The following is an 18388-nucleotide window of genomic DNA, read 5'->3' as shown; positions in this document are numbered from 1 at the left end:
TCAATATGCGGCGAGGTTACCGTAGATGCTGCGCATTGCAAAATGCGGCGTCGCCCCGCTGTACGGCGGCAGCGCGTGGAAATCGCGGCGCATCGCATCGCGCACCGGCGACGCGAGCGCATCGGTGAGCGCGCTCGCATCGTCGAACACGACCTTGTTGCGTTGCATCGCGCTCGCGCGCGCAAACGGCAAACCGCTGCGGCTGTCGATGCGCGTGTAGGTCTCCATTTCGCGCAGCGCCGGCAATTGCAGCATCAACGGCGGATGATGCGCTAGATAGTGCGTAAGCCACGCGTTGAAGTCTTGCGCGACGCCTTCGTATGCGACCAGATAGGTGCAGCGTTGCGCGTTGTCTTCGACCGACGCAGCCTGCGGTGGCGCGAAGATGCGCACGGCCATCACCTGCTGCGAGAAGCTTTGCGGGCTGACTTCGGCGCGCATGGCCGAATGCAACGCGTGCGCGATCGCGCCGTCAGGTTCGAGCGCGGCTTCGAGCGGCTCGAGTTCGTCGAAGTACCACTGCAGCACACACGACGGCGCATCCGCCGCCGGCGCGATACGCGCATCGACCCGTCCCGCGATCGGCTCGTGCACGATCAGCTTGCGCAGCCCCGCGACTTGCGTGGCGGCCCGCAGCAGCGCGAGCGGGTCCGTGAGCGATTGCCGCGCGTCGCTCGTGCCGATCAGAAAGAGACAGACCTGCATCGTCATGCCGCCTCGCAAGCCGCGACACCGGCACGCGCAAGCCGGTGGAACTGCCTGCCGAAGTAGACGAGGCCATCGCCGTCATCGCGCGTGGCGATCCGCTCGATCCGCACGAACATCACCGAGTGCGAGCCCACCGTCTTGCTGTCGACGATCTGTCCTTCGAGGCTCGCGAGCGCCTCGCCAAGCACCGGAGCGCCGAGCGCTCCCGGCTGCCACGCGCATTGATCGAAACGCGCGTCCATCGAGCAACCCGTCATGCCCGCGAACACGCGCGCCAGGTCCTGGCAGTGCGCGCCAAGAATGTTGATGCACAGGTTCGCGTTTTCGTGCATCACGTCATGCACATAGCTCGATTGATTGATGCACACCAGCATGGTCGGTGGCGTATCGGTCACCGAACAGACCGCGCTCGCGGTGATGCCGCAGCGCCCGCGCGGACCATCGGTCGTGATGATGTTGACGGCCGCGCCGAGGCAAGCCATCGCGTTGCGGAAGTGCGTGCGCGTTTCGTCGTGCGTCATGACAGTCGCTCCTACGTCGCTCAGGGATAGGGCGTGACCGGCGGTATGCCGACGAACAGCGCACCCGACGCGTCGTAGGTGCCTTCGCCGAGAAACGCGTGCTGCGTGACGACGATCGAATCGCGCACCATCCGCTGCATGCGGCTCTCGCGATAGATCGCGCCGATGCCAGCCATCTTGTACGCCTGCATGACCACCTCGGCGCACGTATGCGCGGCATGCGTCGCGGAGAGCCGCAGCAGATTGGCCTCGCTGGGCGAGACGGGGTCGCCCGCCATGACCGTGCGCCACGAAGTTTGCGCCGACTCGAAGAAGAACGCGCGCGCGCTGCGCAGATTCGCTTCCGCCTGCGCGAGACCCGAGCGATAGTACGCGCGGTCGGCAAGACGCGGCGCGCCGGTCGTCGTTCTGGTTACGCCGGACATACCGGCCAGCAGGTCGAGCGCCGCGCGCGCGAGCCCGAGGTTCACCGCCGCATGCACCTGTGCCTGATATGCGACGGCGGGGTAGCGGTAGAGCGGCTCGTCGATCAGCGGCGCACCGCCGCGCACGAAGGTCCATTGCTCGTCGACGAACTTGTTTTTCAGGCGCAGATCGTGGCTCCCGGTGCCTTGCATGCCGACCACGTTCCAGTTGTCGACGATCTCGACTTCGCTCGCCGGAAACACGGCCGTGAACGGCTTGCCCGCGTTCGCGTCGCCGAGCTTGCCCGGCGCGCCACCGATGCCGACGCCGATCCAGTCCGCGCCCTTGCAGCCGCTCGCGAAACGCCATTGACCCGACACGACGTAGCCGCCGGGCGCACGCCCGGCCGGTTGCAGGGGATACAGGCCGCCCGCGAAAACCTGGTCCGGACCGGACGCGTAGATGCGGGCCTGAGTCTCGACCGGCAGCGACGCAAGATACGTGTTCGCGGAGCCAAAGGCCGCGACCCATGCGGTCGAACCATCGGCGATCGCGATGCGTTCGAGCATCGCCAGAAACTGTGGCGGCGGCAGCGCGTCGCCGCCGAAGCGTTGCGGCGTGCTCGCGCGGAAGATGCCCGCGCGCTTCATCTTCAGGATCATGTCGCGCGGGACGTGTGAAACCGCATCGAACTCGTCGCGGCGACGCTCGACTTCGGTGATCAGGTCATCGAGCGACAGCGGGCCCGGGTATTCAGGGTAGTCCTCCTGCGTGTCGATGATGGGTGCGTCGGCGGTGCAAGCGCGGGCGCTGGCGGTATGAACGGCGTGCATGCGCGTTACCTCTTGATTCGGTGATTTGAACGATGTCATTCGGTTTCCTGATGCGCTTCGATGCGCATCGCTTTCGGATAGGTCTCCCGGGCGAGCAGCGTCGCGATCACGGTGATCAGGCCGAGCACGCCGAGATACAGAGCGACCGGCGTCGCGCTGCGATAGTGCGCGAGCAGCGCCGTGGCGATCATCGGCGACAGGCCGCCGCCGAGCACCGAGGAGATTTCGCGCCCGATGCCAAGCCCCGAGAAGCGCAGATGTACCGGCAACAGTTCGCTGATGAACGCGGGCTGCGCGCCTTCGAGGATGCCGAGCGTGAGGCTGTTCGCCAGCACGAGGGCCGTGATCACTTTCCAGTATTCTCCGGAGCCGAGCAGCGCAAAGTACGGCCATGCGACGAGCACCATCGCGATCGCGCCGGCGAGATACACGGGCTTGCGTCCGACCTTGTCGGTCAGGTAGCCGAAGAACAGCGAGAACGGAATCATCAGCAGCATCGAAAGAGTCAGGCCGCCGAGCATCCAGCTCGACTTGATGCCGAGGAACTGGCCATACGCGATCGAGAACGCGAAGAAGATGTACGACGCACCGCCTTCGCCGAAGCGCAAACCGAAGATCGTCAGCACTTCGCGAGGACATTGCCGCAACACTTCGATCACCGGCCTGCGGGTGTCGCGACGCGTTGCCTTCGCTCGAGCGAACGCGGCGCTTTCGCCGACCGAACGGCGCATCCACAAGCCCAGTGCGACGAGTGCGGCGCTGCAGAGGAACGGAATGCGCCAGCCCCAGCTCAGGAAATCGGCAGACGACAGGTTCTGCACCAGCAGGAACGCACCGGTCGACAGCACGAAGCCGAGCGCCGCGCCGCACGGACTCCATGCGGCGAGCGCGCCGCGCTTCGATTGCGGCGCGTTCTCATGGATCAGCAGGATGCTGCCGCTCCATTCGCCGCCCGCGGCGAGCCCCTGCACGATGCGCAGACACACGAGCAGCGCCGGCGCGGCGAGGCCGATCTGCTGGTAGGTGGGCAGCACGCCCATCAACATAGTCGCCGTGCCCATCGCGAACAGCGTCAGCATCGTCACGAGCTTGCGCCCGTAGCGGTCACCGAGATGTCCGCACAGCACACCGCCGATCGGCCGCGCGATGAAGCCGACCGTGAAGCCGCCGAACGCGGCGACGGTGCCGGTGAGCGGATCGCTGCCGACGGGGAAGAACAGCTTGCCGAATACCAGCGCCGCGGCCGTTCCATACAGGAAGAAGTCATACCATTCGAGGATTTGACCCAGCACGGCGGTCGTGACCGCACGTCGTACGCCGCTCGTCGCGGCGGCGGATCGGCGTGATGCGAGCGGGGCGCTCAGATCGGAATTCATGGCGTCAGAGTTCATGGCTCAGGGAGAACGAAGATTGAGGTTCCCGCATGACGATGGCTCTACGCAGCGGGGCGAATCACATCCGGACGACATGGCTGCACGATATGAGCGGCGATAAACGCGGTCAAATTCGGGCCAAAAATGATCGATATGAATGGCGTGCATGGGCGACGCCCGGATCGAGCGACGCGCGAATGGTGAGGAGTTCCAGGAGGTGGCGCTACGGTGAGGGTTTACGGGAGCGGTGGTCGCGTCGGAACGGCGATTGGGATGAGGTGCGTCGAAGCGCGCAGCGCGTGCTTCGCTGGCTTCCGCGTTGCGGTGAACGATTGCGTTTCGGACCAGCGAGCGCGGAGCGCGCCGGTGTCCAGTGCGCGAAGAGCACGCTGGAATGCAGGGCTAAAAGTTGAAGCGAGCTGTTGAGGTGAGGTCTTCCAGGATGGTGAGGATTTCCAGGAGTCGAGAGAACGACGCTTTGTGCGCCATGGTGAGGAGTTCCAGGAGGTCGGCCCCGCATTCGAGACCTCGCGCTCGCGGCAATTGCTCAATCCGGGTAGAACGGAAGCCTTTGGCTCCCGAAAAACCTCACCTTGGGGGCGATCGCCCACGTTGCTTACGGCTCCTCTCGCTGGCAGTGTCGATTCCTTCCCCGTCGCCGGGGTGAACCGTCAGCGCAACTCGACTTCCAGGCATCAAAGAAAAACGCCGAGGTTGCGGGCTTTGGGCTATGGCCGGCGGCACGCCCGTGGCCGGCCTTCGACTTTCAACGTTGTGATCTTATGATACCTGAACCATACAGTTTATTTTCGTTGACGCGGACGACTTCTATAACTACACTGTTCAGTATTGAAAAAGCGGGCAAGGGAGCAGGGAATCATGCAAGAGAGATATTTGACAACGCGCCAGACCACCCGGATCGTCATCGTCGGCGGCGGCATCACTGGACTTCTGCTCGCGACCAGGCTGGGCAACACGCTTGGCCGCAGCGGTCGCGGTCAGGTCACGTTGATCGACAAAAGTGCAACCCATATCTGGAAGCCCATGCTGCACACCATCGCAGCAGGCACTCGCGATGTCCAGCAACAGCAGGTCATCTATCTCGCCCACGCCCGCGACCACGGCTTCAACTATCAGCCGGGCGAAATGGAAGGCCTGGACCGCAATGCGCGTATCGTCAAGCTGGCTGCGCTGCGTTCGCCGTCGGGGGAGGTCGTGATCGGGCCGCGCACGGTCGAATACGATGTGCTGATTCTTGCGTTAGGCAGTCGCGCCAACGACTTCGGCACACCAGGCGTACTTGATCATTGCCATTTCATTGACAGCCAGGCACAGGCTGAAGTCTTCAACGAAGCATTGCGAATCCGTATATTCCAGAGCGTTGTGACGAATAGCCCGTTGCGCGTGTCTATCGTCGGCGCTGGAGCGACCGGCGTCGAACTGGCAGCGGAATTGAGCCGCTTACTCGAAGTGGCGTCGAGTTACGGCGACCCCGGCATCCGCTCACGTCTGAAGCTCACCCTTTATGAAAGCGCACCGCGCGTACTGGCGGCATTTCCGCCGGCGGTGTCGGAGTCCAGCGAGGCACAGTTACGGCATATCGGTTTCACGGTACGAACGGGCACGCGAGTGACCGCCGCCGAATCCGATGGATTCCGGTTAGGCGACGGCAGCAAGCAACCGGCGGATCTGATGGTATGGGCGGCGGGCGTCAAGGCCTCTGATTTTCTAGGCAAACTGGATGGCATCGGGAGCAATCGTTCCAACCAGATCATCGTCAGGCCAACCCTGCAGGCGCAGGACGACGACGCACTATTCGCCCTCGGCGACTGCTCGACGTTGACGCTCGCCGGCAGTGAACGTCCTCTCGCACCCACGGCGCAAGTCGCCACGCAACAGGCACAACACCTCGCAAAGCACTTGCCGGACTGGCTCGGCGGTGGTTCATTGCCCGACTTTGCATTTCACGACTTCGGCGCGCTCGTGTCGCTGAGCGACTACAACGCGTTTGGGACGCTCGGGCAGTTCGGATTCTTCCGCGGCGGGTTTATCAAGGGCCGATTCGCGCAGCTCAGTCACGCCATGCTCTATCGACAACATCAGCAGGCTTTGCACGGTTTCGGCAAGGCCATGATGCTGTGGACTGCCGAGCGGATTAACGGCTTCGTGCAGCCGAAGATACGGCTGAGCTGAACGCCACCTCACTTTTGACGGGAGTACTGCCATGGATCAATGCGTGACGGCCGACACTGCATGGCAGCGCGCAGTGGGCCAACTCGATTGGGGATGCGCGCAACAATTGGCGGCTCGGGTCAGGCATATAGTCGATTCGCGTGGATCGAGCCGTCTGCCGATCAAGAATGGCGACGTTGCGATCGCGCTGCTCGATCGACCCAGTCCACGAACAGCCACCGTATCGTGGAGCGACCCTCGAGGTTGCAAGTACGGCGAGCAGCTTTGGCGCCTTGAAACAGCGAAACGATCGGGTATATGCGCTTTGAGCGGACAAGGCATCGCCGCAGGCGATGTAATCTACCGCCCCACAAAGGTTGAGCCGCCTCCCGCAAACGCGGCTGCCATGATGCTCGCACCATTAGTCGAGCTCGCCTTTACCGATCCATCCTGTTGATTTTCGCGGGCGTGTTTCGCTGTTGATCCTTCCCGGATCAACACTGTGCGACAGCGCAGTTGCTGCCCGCGACCGATCAGTCAACTTGTATCCTCGAGCCACATACAGGACGTCGCCGATGCGCGCGAATGTCGCTTAACAGGTGTGCGAGGGACGTTTGCAAATCTTGCGCGACTCGACGTGTTTTGTTTGTAGGTTGAGGGTGTCGAACGGAGCTTGTGCTGGCCGGCGCGCTACGTATCTAGCTAGCCTGTCGAGATCGGCTGGTCAAATCCGCCCCCATGCGAAAGTGATTGTCACGATCTCCGAATCGCGCCGTTATAGACGCGTGGGCAAATGGTCACGAGGGCGAAACCGGCAATGGATCGTGCAAAAAAGTTGCCAATCTGATGTCGGTCAAGGGTCCGGGCACAGCGAAAGTGTTGAACCCCAGCATGGGCCGCGTTCGGCGCTTGATCCGTGTCAAGGGGGAATGGCGGTAACTCTACCAGCCAACAGAACCGTCATAAATGCCCCATTGGGCGAGTGATCGAGTGGCCTTCGTCGTTGCGCGCAGAGGGCTCAGTGCGTCAGGACGGTCGTGTGCGCGGCGAGGCGCTCGACCTCGGGTAGCGCCTGGCCCAGCACATCGATAGCCCCATTCGTGGTGGAGGCCGTAGCAGCGCTGCGCAACGCGTGCTGAACGACCTCATGAATGACTTCCGTGTTCGATGAACCGATCTGGAACGTGAGTTGGGTTTGTGCGAACCGCGAATCGCTGGCATCAGAACAACAAGCGGAAGGTATTCCCATATTCACGTAGCGGTCTTGACAACGAACTTCGATTGAAGCGTGCACGCTCGACGGCTGATCCCGCTTGCGTAACGCCCGGGTGGACAGCGTCAAAGCAAATGTGCTGCGTGTCATTCAGATGGTCCGCACGGCCCCCGCCTCCGGACACACTAAAGAACTGCGCACCGCTCCAGGGCAATCGGCTAAAACCTTGCAGCGACGGCAACTATCCGTTGCCCCGCAGATGCTTGTAAGCCGACGGTAAGTGACTAGACTGGCAACCAACTGGCAAACAGCACTCATGTCTCGCCAGACCGTTGTTCCCCAAACACCGCGTCTCCTGAATCCGACGCTCGATATGGAGTCTGATCATGCCAAAGTCGAAGACCTTCATCCCCGTCCCTGTTGTCGCGTCGATCCTGTCCTTCTCGACCGCCGCATTCGCTAGCAGCAGCGGTCCCCAAACCTATGAGCAAGCGGCTGTGCAACCAGTTCAGCGTCAAACGGTCGGCTACCATGACCACACGGGCGCCAATACACAACACGCAATGGACTTTCAGGCGGTGTTAGCCCGCGTGGAAGCCCAGCGGCAAGCGTTCAACAACTGCGGCGGGGTGACCAGTTCGTCCGCTCCCCTCCCGTCGGACAACGTAGCGTCGGGTAGCCCCGTCGACTTCAGTACCGCAACAGCGTCCTGGCGTTACAAGGCAACCTTGGCCGCGCGTTGATACGGCCCGCGGCTGCTAATCGCATCAAAATCAAGACGACCAACTGTAGAGAATTGAAATAAAAAAAAGCTTCCTTGTACTGTTCGCCTTCCTTACCAGCACATCCGTGCTTGCGCAAAGCAATCTGCCGCAGCAATCGCTGTCGCAGCAGCCAGCGTCCGCCGGGCAACCTTCCACGAAGCAGTTTCACAAGGTGGGCCGCAGCTTCCGCAACCTCCGCAGCTTCCGACACAAGCGTCGGCGCAAGTCCCGACCCACCTTCCGAAATAACCCCATATGACTGCGCACCCCGCGCAGCCATACCCTGGAGACCGGCGAATGTCGCGGCTACTGGGATTCTGTTCATCGCCGTAGGCGCATGCTATGCACGACGGCGTTTGCCGGCGATTCGTTCATGACGTCGGCAAATCGCTGGCCGCGAGACCGTGGTTGGTTCAGCAATGGACTGCTCTCAACCCTTCCTCAGCAATTCCTCAGCAATTCGATAAGGCGCGGCGTCTTCGCCGGCTGCCTGCGGGTTTCGGCGAGAGCATCGACCGCCATCGGCGTGCCCCGCCATCCGGGCATGATCCCGGACTAGCCGTCCACGGCCCATTCATCGTGACGATTGGCTCCGGAACAGGCTGATACCCATGTCAGGCGTTGCAAACGGCGGATTTCGCCGATGCTGTGCAGGGTGAACCGTCCACCTGGCGACACGATGGCGGTTCGCTTGCCGTCTCCCAAGGTTCGCGACCGTCCAGGCACCTGGCCTATGCGGCGTCAGTCCCGTCCGTCGGCCCATATGCGGCCAGAAACACGTCGGCCGCTCTTTGAACGACTTTGGCGATGTTGCGCGCACTGATATCCGCCGGCACGCCCAGCAGGCAGAGTTCCAGCAATTCCGCTTCATACAGCCCACGCAAATGCGCTGTCGCGACGGCTGCGTTACAGCTGCGCAGCTTCCCGGCGTCAATCGATTGCTGCAGGAAGTCAGTCACCACTTGCCACCCGGGCTTCGGCCCGCGCTCATAGAACAGGGCGCCGACGTTCGACCGGCCACCTTCAAAATGCGCGAGACGGCGCACCGCGAGCAGTTGCGGTGTCAGGATCGCAACCAGACAGTGCTTGCCGAAGCTCACCAGTGCGTCGCGAACCGGCACAGTGGTCTTGAGTCGCTCGAGTGCAGCTTCTACTCCCTGTTGCGCGGCGACGCCCATGAACTCGGCGAACATCTCGTCCTTCGACTTGAAGTAGTTGTAGAGCGTGGCCTTCGACACGCCTGCCCGCGCCGCAATCTCGGACATCGACGCAAGCTCGAACCCCAATTCACTGAACACCTCAAACGCGGCGTCAACGATCACCTGCCGCTTTGCTTCTGTTTTCACTCTCATCTTCAATGCTCCTCCGGTCTGCGCGACCGATCGACGACATGGCCGGCGGCGACGCCCGTGACCGGCCTTCGACTTTCAATGTTGTGATCTTACCATACCTGAACCGTACAGTTTATTTCTGTTGACATGGATGATTTCGATAACTAGACTGTGCAGTATTGTAAAACGGAGCGAGGGAGCAGGAGATCATGCAAGAGAGCACGGACATTTTGAGCCAGGTGAAACCGGTGAGACTGGCCGCCGCATTCGCATTCGCCATCGTGGCGAGCGCCTGCGCGCAACTGCCTGATATGCCGCAAAAGCCGGTAACGAAAGACATCAGCAGGTACGAGACGGCAGAAAGTCTCGGTGCGGGCTCCGGCAAGCAGGCCGGCACCGCGTCCGCGTGGCCCACCGATCAGTGGTGGCTCGGCTATCACGATCCGCAATTGAACGCGCTGATCGCGGAAGCGCTCAAGGATGAGCCGACGCTGGCGGCCGCCGAGGCGCAGTTGCATAACGCCGAGGCGTCGGCGCAGGTGGCAGGCGCGGCGCTGTTGCCCGAAGTCAGCGCGCAGGGCTCGGTCGAAAAGAAGAAGCAGAGCTACAACAACGGCACGCCCTCCGCTTTAGTCCCTCACGGATGGCGCCCCTACGGCACCGCCGAGCTCGACTTCAGCTACGAGATCGACTTCTGGGGCAAGAATCGCGCGGCGCTCGCCGCTGCTACGTCGGAGCTCGACGCGGCGCGCGCCGATGCGGCACAGGCCCGCATGGTGCTGTCCGCGTCGATCGCCGCAGCGTATGCCGACCTCGCGCGTCTGTTCGCCGAGCGCGACAGTGCGCAGGCTGCACTGCAGGTGCGCACGCAATCCGCACAGCTGTTCAGGGAGCGTTTCGCAAACGGGCTGGAAACGCAGTCCGGCGTCAAGCAGGCTGAGTCGAAGCAGCAAAGCGCGCAGGCCGACCTGCTCGAGCTGGATGAATCGATTGCACTGGAGCGCAACAAGATCGCCGCGCTGATGGGTGCCGGTCCCGACCGCGGCTTGCGTATCGAGCGTCCGGCCGTCGATCTGACCCAGCCTGCCGGCATGCCCGCCAACCTTGGACTCGGCCTGCTTGGCCGTCGCCCGGACGTGGTCGTTGCACGCCTGCGCGTAGAGGCGGCGGCCAAGCGGATCGACGTCGCGCGCGCCGGGTTCTATCCGGACATCACGCTCGGCGCGTCGATCGGCTACCAATCGCTTGGCCTGAACATGCTGACGAACGCGGCTTCGCTGGCCGGCAACTTCGGGCCGGCGATCACGCTGCCCATCTTCAATGGCGGACGTTTGCGCGGCGAACTGCGCGGCAAGCGGGCGACCTACGACGAGGCGGTCGCGAACTACGACGAAACGCTGACGAAGGCGCTGCACGACGTGGCTGACGTTGCCGCAAGCAAACGCGCGCTGGCGGACCGGCTGCAAGCGACACAGGCCGCCTACGACGCCGCCGCCCAGGCGCACCAGGTCGCGCTCGATCGCTATCGCGCCGGCCTTGCCGGTTACCTCGAAGTGCTGAACGCCGCCGACACGATGACTTCCGCGCAGCGCCAGCTCGCCGATATCCAGTCGCGCACCTTCTCGCTCGATGTCGCGCTCGTGCGCGCGCTCGGCGGCGGCTTTCAGGCCAGCACGCCGGCCGCGACCGACGCAACCCATCCCAACAAGCAAAGCTGATTTCAAGGACTCCGATCATGTCTGAAACCCAATTCGTCAAAACCAGCGAGTCGCTGATGCCGGACTCGCCCGCTTCCGCTGCTTCCGCTGCTTCCGCTGCTCCCGCTGCTCCCGTCGATACCGACGCTGCGGCCGGCGCTCCCCCTTCGAACCGCAAGAAGCTGTTCGCGCTGCTCGGCGGCGCCATTCTCGTCGCCGGTCTCGGGTACGCGAGCTACTGGCACTTCGTCGCGTCGCATTACGTGTCGACCGACAACGCCTACACCGCGGCCGAAGTCGCATCGATCACGCCGGCGGTCAGCGGCATCGTCAAAAGCGTGCCGGTCGTGAATACGGAGCAGGTCCACAAGGGCGACGTACTGGCCGTCGTCGACGACACCGACGCGAAGATTGCGCTGGCGCAGGCCGAAGCCGATCTGGGCCGCGCCGAACGCAAGGTGCGCGGCTATGTCGCCACCGATGCGCAACTGGCCGCGCAGGTCAGTGCGCGCGCAGCGGACGAATCCCGCATGGCCGCGCAAATCGCATCGGCCCAGTCCGACTTTGACCGCGCGGCGATCGACCTGCAGCGTCGGGAAGTGCTCGCCCGCACCGGCAGCGTATCGGGCGAAGAGCTGAGCCACGCGCGCGCGGCGTTTGCCGCCGGCAGGGCGGCGCTCGACGCAGCCCGCGCTGCGGTCTCGCAGGCGAAGGCAAGCCGCGATGCCGCAGTCGGCTCGCTCGAGGCGAACAGGGTGCTGATTGCGGACACGACGGTCGATACCAATCCGGAAGTCCTGCTCGCACGCGCGAAGCGCGATCAGGCCCGCGTCGATCTCGAGCGCACCGTGCTGCGCGCGCCGGTCGACGGTGTCGTCGCGAGCCGCCAGGTTCAGGTGGGTCAGCGCGTTCAGACCGGCACCACCCTGATGAAAGTCGTGCCGATCGAATCCGTCTACGTCGATGCGAATTACAAGGAAACCCAGCTCGGCAAGGTGCGCATCGGTCAGCCGGTGGAACTGAAGTCGGACCTGTACGGCAGCAAGGTCGTCTATCACGGCAAGGTCGAGGGTTTCTCGGGCGGTTCAGGTTCCGCGTTCGCGATGATCCCCGCGCAGAACGCGACCGGCAACTGGATCAAGGTCGTGCAGCGCCTGCCGGTGCGCGTCAGGATCGATCCGGCCGAGCTTCGCGCGCACCCGCTGGGTATCAACCTGTCGATGGAAGCGACGGTCGACACGCGCGGCGGCAACGACGCGCCCGCACACTAAGGATGCGCCATCATGTCTTCCAGTCAGGTCAATGACATCGCATTGCCGCCGCTGTCCGGCCCGATGCTGATTGTCGCGGCGGTGATGATCGCCGCCGCCAACTTCGTCGCGGTGCTGGACAGCACCATCGCGAACGTGTCGCTGTCGACCATTTCCGGTGCACTCGGCTCCTCGACCAGCCAGGGCACGTACGTCATCACGTCCTACGCGGTGGCCGAAGCGATCACCGTGCCGCTGACCGGCTGGCTCGCGAGCCGCTTCGGCACGGTGCGCGTGTTCATCACGGCGCTGGTCATGTTCGGGCTCTTTTCGGCACTGTGCGGGATGGCGACCTCGCTCGGCACGCTGATCCTGTACCGTGTGTTTCAGGGGCTCGCGGGCGGCCCGCTCATGCCGCTCTCGCAAACCCTGCTGCTACGCATCTTTCCGAAGGAGAAGGCCGCCGCGGCGCTTGGCCTGTGGAGCATGACGACACTGATTGCGCCGGTGATGGGTCCTGTGCTGGGCGGTATCATCTGCGACGACTACCACTGGTCCTACATCTTCTTCATCAACGTGCCGGTGTCGCTGATCTGCGGATACGCCGGATGGATGATGCTCAAGCGCTTCGAATCGGAGAAGATCCGGATGCGGATCGACACGGTCGGGCTCGTGCTGCTGATCATCTGGGTCTCGGCGCTGCAGATCATGGTCGATGATGGCAAGGACAAGGACTGGTTCAGCTCGATGGAAATTCGCGTCCTCGCGATCGTTGCGGTGATTGGTTTCCTCGCCTTCCTCATCTGGGAGCTGACCGAGGGTAATCCCATCGTCGATCTGCGGGTGTTCCGTCATCGCGGCTTTGCCGCGAGTGTGGTCACCATGTCACTGGCGTTCGGCGCGTACTTCGGCGCCACCGTGCTCACGCCACTGTGGCTGCAGAACAATATGGGGTACACGGCCACGTGGGCCGGGTATGCCCAGGCGACGACGGGCATCTTCGCGGTGGTCGCCGCGCCGTTTGCAGCCAGGCTGTCGACGAAGTTCGATGGACGCTGGCTGGTGTTTGCCGGCGTGATGTTGCTCGGCTCGGTGACGCTGTTCCGCACCCATGCGAATTCGGACATGGACTTCTGGCAGGTGGCACTGCCGCTGCTGCTGCAAGGCATCGGCCTGCCGTTCTTCTTCGTGCCGACAACGAGCATCGGCCTGAGCAGTGTCGACGAGCCCGAAACGGCGTCGGCGGCGGGACTGATGAGCTTCTGCCGGACCTTCAGCGGGGCGATTGCCACGTCGGTCGTCAATACGTTGTGGGAGAACAAGACCAAGTACAACCGCGCGGAGTTGTCGGGCCTGGTCGATCAGGCCGGCCACTTCATGTCCTCGCTGACCGGTTCCGGCTGGAGTGCGGATCAGGCGCAGGCGCAGATCAGCAACATGGTCGAGTCGCAGGCGGTGATGCTCGCCACCAACCAGCTTTTCTTCAACATCGCATGCTGCTTCATCGCGGGGGCACTGGCGATCTGGCTCGCGCCCAGACCGACCCGTGTCGCCGATACGTCACAGGCACATTGAAGGCCAACGCGGGGCGCGCGCGCCCCGCTTTCGCCGATGCTGAATGACGACGACGGATGCCCTCCTCGATACCCCGCCGCTTTTTTGCCTGTCACGTGCGGGTCACCTGAAAACGACTCCCGACCATGATCCTGACTTCCTATCAGCGCCAGACCCTCGTCTGGAGCGCCATCGCCGCTGGCCTCGGTATCCTTCTATGGATCTTGCGCCCGGTTCTCACGCCATTCCTGCTCGGTGCGCTCATCGCGTACATGTTGCAGCCGGGCGTCGAGTGGCTGGTGCGCCAGCGTGTGCCACGCGCGGTGGCGGTCCTGCTGATGATGCTGCTGTTCGCGCTGCTCCTGACGCTACTGCCGCTACTTGCGTTCGCCGTGATCCACAAGGAAGGGCCCGAACTCGCGAAGAACCTTCCCGTCTTCATCGCCGGCCTGAACGCGTGGCTGCAACCGAAGCTGGCACTGCTGGGTGTCAGCTACTCACTCGACCTGCCCGGAGTGCGCCACCTGCTGACCAGCAACACGATCGGTGACGGCCAGACCGTCATACTCGCCGCCTGGCGGTACGTGCGTACAGGCAGCAACGTCGTGCTTCCTGTTGCAAGCAACGTCATACTGGTGCCGCTTGTTCTTTTCTATCAGCTTTACGACCGGCACCAGATATTCGCGCGGATGGAAAGCTTTGTGCCGCGGCGCTGGGTTGGCAAGGTCCGGACACTCGTGACCGAGATGGACCACATGCTGTCGCAATACTTACGCGGCCAGTTGCTCGTGATGGGCGTGCTCGCCGTGTTCTACCCGATAGCGTTGACGCTGGCCGGCCTCGACGTCGCGCTGCCCATCGGGCTCTTCACCGGCTTCGCGGTGTTCATCCCCTACGTGGGTTTCGCCCTGGGACTCGCCCTTGCGCTTCTTGCCGCGCTTCTGCAGTTTGGCGTCTGGTACGGCATCGGCGTAGTCGCAGCCGTGTACGGAGTTGGACAGGTTCTCGAAAGTTCTTTTCTTGTTCCCAAACTCGTGGGCGACCGCATCGGGCTGCACCCGCTCGCGGTGATCTTCGCTCTGCTTGCGTTTGGCCAGCTTTTCGGCTTTTTTGGCGTGCTGCTCGCGCTGCCGGTGAGTGCGATCCTTGCAGCGGTGCTGGGCGACCTGCGGCGCCGCTATGTGGCCAGCGCGCTGTATAAGGACTGACCGCCGGTTTGCCCTGGATGGATGTCGATCTGCCGCCTGGACAATGCGGGCGGCAGCCGGATAATCAGTGCGTGGTTTGTGCGGCGTCCGTCGGCCCGTATGCGGCCATGAACACGTCGATAGCTCTCTGGACGACCTTCGCGATGTTGCGGGGGCTGGTATCGGCCGGCACGCCAAACAGGCACAGCTCCATCAACTCAGCTTCATACAGGGTGCGCAGATGCGAGGTCGCGATAGCCGCATTACAGCTGCGCAACTGCCCGGCGTCAATCAATTGCTGCAGGAAGACAGCCACCGTTTGCCAGCCGAGCTTCGGGCCGCGCTCATAAAACAGGGCGCCGACATTCGACCGGCCGCCTTCGTGATGCGCGAGACGGCGCACCGCGACCAGTTGCGGTTTCAGCACTGCAACCAGATAGTGCTTGCCGAAGCTCGCCAGTGCGTCGCGAACCGGCACCGAGGTCTGGAGCAGCTCAAACGCCGCCCTGATTTCCTGTCGCGCGGCGACGCTCATGAACTCAGCGAACATCTCTTCCTTCGACTGGAAATAGCTGTACAGCGTGGCTTTTGATCCACCTGCCCGTGCCGCAATCTCGGACATCGACGCCTGCTCGAACCCCACCTCACTGAATACCTCAAACGCGGCGTTAACAATCGCCTGCCGCTTTGCTTCCGTTTTCACCCTCATTTCCGGTTCTCCTTCGGTCTATGAGACCGATCAAACGACACCGCTGGCGGCGGCAACGCACCTGACCGGTGTTTCCGATCAATACTGACAATCTTATCATAACAAAACCGCCTGGTTTATTTACGTTGACGGCAACAGTGTGTTTCACTATACTGAACCGTATGGTTTTGCATTTAGATTCACTTTGGATTGCGAACACTTATGGACCATCTCGAAACGCTGCGAACCTTTTGTACCGTCGTCGAAATGCAAAGCTTCACGCACGCCGCGAATGCGTTGGGCATCTCAAAGGCAGTCGTCTCGCGCGCGATAACGGGGCTCGAAACCAGGCTCGGTGTGCGTCTTTTTCAGCGCACGACCCGACACCTCGCACTCACTGAATCCGGGGAGGAGTTTTACGGCGGCTGCTCGCGCGTGGTGGCTGAACTGGACGTGCTCGAGGCCGGTACCGGGGAGCGCGCACGGGCGCCTGCGGGGGTACTGCGGCTCGTCGCCCACACCACCGCGGCGCTGATAGAGTTGCCACCACTGATCGCCGGGTTCCGTGCCCGCTACCCAGCCGTGCAGCTCGAATTGACGCTGGCGGAACGGCCAGTCGATCTGATCAAGGAAGCCTTTGATCTCGGCATCGTGCTGCCGTTCATGCTCACGAGCGAGCTCACGATCACCCGTGCGTTGTGTCGCCTGCCCCTCGCCGTGGTGGGCTCGCCCAGCTATCTGCAGGGGCGCCAGCTACCGCAACGGCCTATCGACCTCGCCGCATTCCGCTTCGTCACAATACTTGCGTCGATCAGCGAACCACAACTGCGGTTCCGGCGCGGTGGCGAACAGATCGCCGTGCCACTCGAACACGACGTGTCGAGCAACAACGCCGCGTTGAACAAGGAACTGGTGATGAGCGGTGCGGGTCTCGGCGCGTTGCCTCTTACGATGGTCGGCAAGGAGCTGGACGATGGCCGGCTGGTACAGCTGCTGCCCGACTTCGAGCTCATGAGCGGGGACGCCGAACTCAGGCTCGCATATCGCGACAGGGGCCTGATGACGGCGAAGGTCCGGGCGTTCATCGACTATGCGACGTCGTACTTCGACGCGCGCGCGGCTCAGATGGGCCACGTCCAACAGCAGCGGACGGTGGCCGGCGGCAGTGGCAGGCCGTCCTGATTGCCAGATGCTCATGCAAACCTTCCCTACGCTCGTCGTTTGCGAGCATTGTGACAGCGTGCTACGTCCGCAGCCCCAGGATAACGGCCGATACGAAGAGCGACCTGCTGTTCGACATTCTCAAGCGGTTGCGTGCAGCGGCCATTACGTCGGCGACCCCGCAGACTGTAATTATTCGAGACGTGCGGGAAGTCGACACCGGTAGCTCTGTCGTCTCTCGGGAGTGGAAACACGCTGGCAGCATCTGACGCGCATACAGATATATTCAAACCGGTCTCGCTAACGGCAACCCTAACCGGATCTTCCCTCACGTGTGCGGTGAGCAATTCCAGGAGGTCCTCATCAGCTGCAAACGGTGCGCTGAATCTAAACTGGGGCCGCCCATCTCACGGGTACACTGAGCAGTAGTTTTAGGAGGTCACGGTCAGAAAACAACCGCGCTCCTCGTGGAACACATCAAGCGCTTGTTGCAAAGGCTGTCAGTCAAGTCAACGGGCACCCCGCCCTTAAACCCAGGGCGGTTTCAAGGTCGAAGCGCAACGGCGGGTTTAATGTTTAGAGCCTTGAGGTTGAGCTGCTGAAGCAAGTGTTGCGGCAAAGACCTCGAATGGCGAAAGGAAGTCTCAACTGTCATTCGGCGAACGAAGTAATCTGGCACGCGCGAAGCGCTAAAGTTTTATAGCCGCATTCCCGCTCACCAGGGCAAGTCGCGACTGTTTTGCCAAAAATCAGTGTTTTTCTGTAGGTCGCGACTTTTTTGCCAATTGAGAGCTCCGTCAGAACTTTACCTTCAGCTGAAAACCAATCGTAAAGGGCAGATTGTCCGATGGGATCGGCGGAATGACGATGAAGTTCGCGCCGACGCGCTTGTATTCGAGCATCACGATTGGCGCGACCACCGGGCCGATCGTGTGATTGCTGCCAAGCCCCCAGTTGCCATAGTTATAGCCGGAGATGATCCCGCCGATCGCCGCGATCCGCACGATGCCCCAATGCGCGAACTCCGGCGCCCATACGCCGCCGCCGTAGTAGGACGGCCGACGCAGCGAGTTGCGAAAGCCGCCGGCCGTCAGCGCCCACTGGTTGTTCAGCCAGCACTCGACGCCAAGCCCGGGATTGAACTGCTCGAAGTGCGTGTCGGGATCGGGGTTGATGTGATACGAGCCGAGCATCGCGTCGACCCATACACCGCCGTCACACCAGTTGCCCGCGTGCGCCACGGAGACCGCCGCGAAGCTGGCGAAGAGCGCCACCGCGGCGCACCGGATATTCTTGTTCATCTGCCTGAAGTGCATTTCTTCTCCGTCACCGGTCGAGCGCCGGTGTCATGGTGTTCTGGCGATCCGCGTGCCGCCCGTCGCGCACTGTACCTGAAGCCGCGCGGTCGATGTTGAGGACTCGCTCGGCCGGCCGGGCACGCGACGTGCCCCTGCAGCCGGAACCGCCACGATAACGGAGAACCGATGGCGCCGTGATGAACAAGCGGTGAAGAAGTTCGCGGCGAGCATCG

General features: G+C 62.7%; 16 protein-coding genes. 8 read left to right on the top strand and 8 right to left on the bottom strand.

From position 1 onward, the window contains the following. The 4 genes from OKW29_RS17730 to OKW29_RS17715 are packed head-to-tail and all read right to left on the bottom strand — an operon-like array spanning nucleotide 1 to nucleotide 3843. On the bottom strand, nucleotides 1-705 hold the full coding sequence (locus OKW29_RS17730; protein WP_429292528.1) for an EthD family reductase: 705 nt from the start codon (nucleotides 703-705) through the stop codon (nucleotides 1-3). Nucleotides 706-707: 2 nt separating this feature from the next. Continuing rightward, on the bottom strand, nucleotides 708-1229 hold the full coding sequence (hpaC, locus tag OKW29_RS17725) for a 4-hydroxyphenylacetate 3-monooxygenase, reductase component (protein WP_184073031.1): 522 nt from the start codon (nucleotides 1227-1229) through the stop codon (nucleotides 708-710). Nucleotides 1230-1249: 20 nt separating this feature from the next. Beyond that, a complete protein-coding gene (locus OKW29_RS17720) occupies nucleotides 1250-2467 on the bottom strand; it encodes an acyl-CoA dehydrogenase family protein (RefSeq protein WP_429291941.1) in 1218 nt (405 codons plus the stop codon). Nucleotides 2468-2502: 35 nt separating this feature from the next. After that, a complete protein-coding gene (locus OKW29_RS17715; protein WP_429291940.1) occupies nucleotides 2503-3843 on the bottom strand; it encodes an MFS transporter in 1341 nt (446 codons plus the stop codon). Between the two features lie 876 nt (nucleotides 3844-4719). Between OKW29_RS17715 and OKW29_RS17710 the strand changes: the two genes are divergently transcribed. Both OKW29_RS17710 and OKW29_RS17705 read left to right on the top strand, forming a co-directional pair. Then, nucleotides 4720-6033 (top strand): NAD(P)/FAD-dependent oxidoreductase, encoded by a 1314-nt coding sequence (locus OKW29_RS17710; protein WP_429292527.1) that lies wholly within the window; start codon nucleotides 4720-4722, stop codon nucleotides 6031-6033. Between the two features lie 31 nt (nucleotides 6034-6064). After that, a complete protein-coding gene (locus OKW29_RS17705) occupies nucleotides 6065-6469 on the top strand; it encodes a DUF3331 domain-containing protein (RefSeq protein ID WP_429291939.1) in 405 nt (134 codons plus the stop codon). Between the two features lie 561 nt (nucleotides 6470-7030). Here the strand turns inward: OKW29_RS17705 and OKW29_RS17700 are convergent. Beyond that, nucleotides 7031-7375 carry a hypothetical protein gene (locus OKW29_RS17700; RefSeq protein ID WP_429291938.1) on the bottom strand — a complete coding sequence of 115 codons (345 nt, stop codon included), beginning with the start codon at nucleotides 7373-7375 and terminating at the stop codon, nucleotides 7031-7033. Nucleotides 7376-7611: 236 nt separating this feature from the next. Between OKW29_RS17700 and OKW29_RS17695 the strand changes: the two genes are divergently transcribed. Further along, complete coding sequence (locus OKW29_RS17695) at nucleotides 7612-7968, top strand: hypothetical protein (protein ID WP_184023464.1); 357 nt, start codon at nucleotides 7612-7614, stop codon at nucleotides 7966-7968. Nucleotides 7969-8720: 752 nt separating this feature from the next. On the opposite strand, the gene OKW29_RS17690 is transcribed toward OKW29_RS17695, so the two are convergent. Further along, nucleotides 8721-9341, bottom strand: a complete 621-nt coding sequence (locus OKW29_RS17690; protein ID WP_184074528.1) for a TetR/AcrR family transcriptional regulator — start codon at nucleotides 9339-9341, stop codon at nucleotides 8721-8723. Nucleotides 9342-9529: 188 nt separating this feature from the next. Between OKW29_RS17690 and OKW29_RS17685 the strand changes: the two genes are divergently transcribed. The 4 genes from OKW29_RS17685 (at nucleotide 9530) to OKW29_RS17670 (ending at nucleotide 15029) form a co-directional block, all read left to right on the top strand. After that, on the top strand, nucleotides 9530-11038 hold the full coding sequence (locus tag OKW29_RS17685) for an efflux transporter outer membrane subunit (protein ID WP_429291937.1): 1509 nt from the start codon (nucleotides 9530-9532) through the stop codon (nucleotides 11036-11038). A 17-nt stretch (nucleotides 11039-11055) separates the two neighbouring features. After that, nucleotides 11056-12288, top strand: a complete 1233-nt coding sequence (locus OKW29_RS17680) for an HlyD family efflux transporter periplasmic adaptor subunit (RefSeq protein ID WP_429291936.1) — start codon at nucleotides 11056-11058, stop codon at nucleotides 12286-12288. A 12-nt stretch (nucleotides 12289-12300) separates the two neighbouring features. Then, on the top strand, nucleotides 12301-13842 hold the full coding sequence (locus OKW29_RS17675) for a DHA2 family efflux MFS transporter permease subunit (protein ID WP_429291935.1): 1542 nt from the start codon (nucleotides 12301-12303) through the stop codon (nucleotides 13840-13842). A 125-nt stretch (nucleotides 13843-13967) separates the two neighbouring features. Continuing rightward, nucleotides 13968-15029 carry an AI-2E family transporter gene (locus tag OKW29_RS17670; RefSeq protein ID WP_429291934.1) on the top strand — a complete coding sequence of 354 codons (1062 nt, stop codon included), beginning with the start codon at nucleotides 13968-13970 and terminating at the stop codon, nucleotides 15027-15029. Between the two features lie 64 nt (nucleotides 15030-15093). Here OKW29_RS17670 and OKW29_RS17665 read toward each other — a convergent pair whose 3' ends face one another. Continuing rightward, complete coding sequence (locus OKW29_RS17665) at nucleotides 15094-15717, bottom strand: TetR/AcrR family transcriptional regulator (RefSeq protein ID WP_429291933.1); 624 nt, start codon at nucleotides 15715-15717, stop codon at nucleotides 15094-15096. Between the two features lie 201 nt (nucleotides 15718-15918). Between OKW29_RS17665 and OKW29_RS17660 the strand changes: the two genes are divergently transcribed. Further along, nucleotides 15919-16878: a LysR family transcriptional regulator gene (locus OKW29_RS17660; protein WP_184074536.1), complete on the top strand. Its 960-nt coding sequence runs from the start codon at nucleotides 15919-15921 to the stop codon at nucleotides 16876-16878. A 776-nt stretch (nucleotides 16879-17654) separates the two neighbouring features. Here the strand turns inward: OKW29_RS17660 and OKW29_RS17655 are convergent. Continuing rightward, complete coding sequence (locus OKW29_RS17655) at nucleotides 17655-18173, bottom strand: hypothetical protein (RefSeq protein ID WP_429291932.1); 519 nt, start codon at nucleotides 18171-18173, stop codon at nucleotides 17655-17657. Nucleotides 18174-18388 lie beyond the last annotated feature (215 nt).

The organism is Paraburkholderia sp. CI3, from assembly GCF_050436505.1.
GTDB classification, from domain to species: domain Bacteria; phylum Pseudomonadota; class Gammaproteobacteria; order Burkholderiales; family Burkholderiaceae; genus Paraburkholderia; species Paraburkholderia tuberum.
Note: the sequence above shows the minus strand (reverse complement) of the source record. Positions and strands in the feature narration are given on the sequence as shown.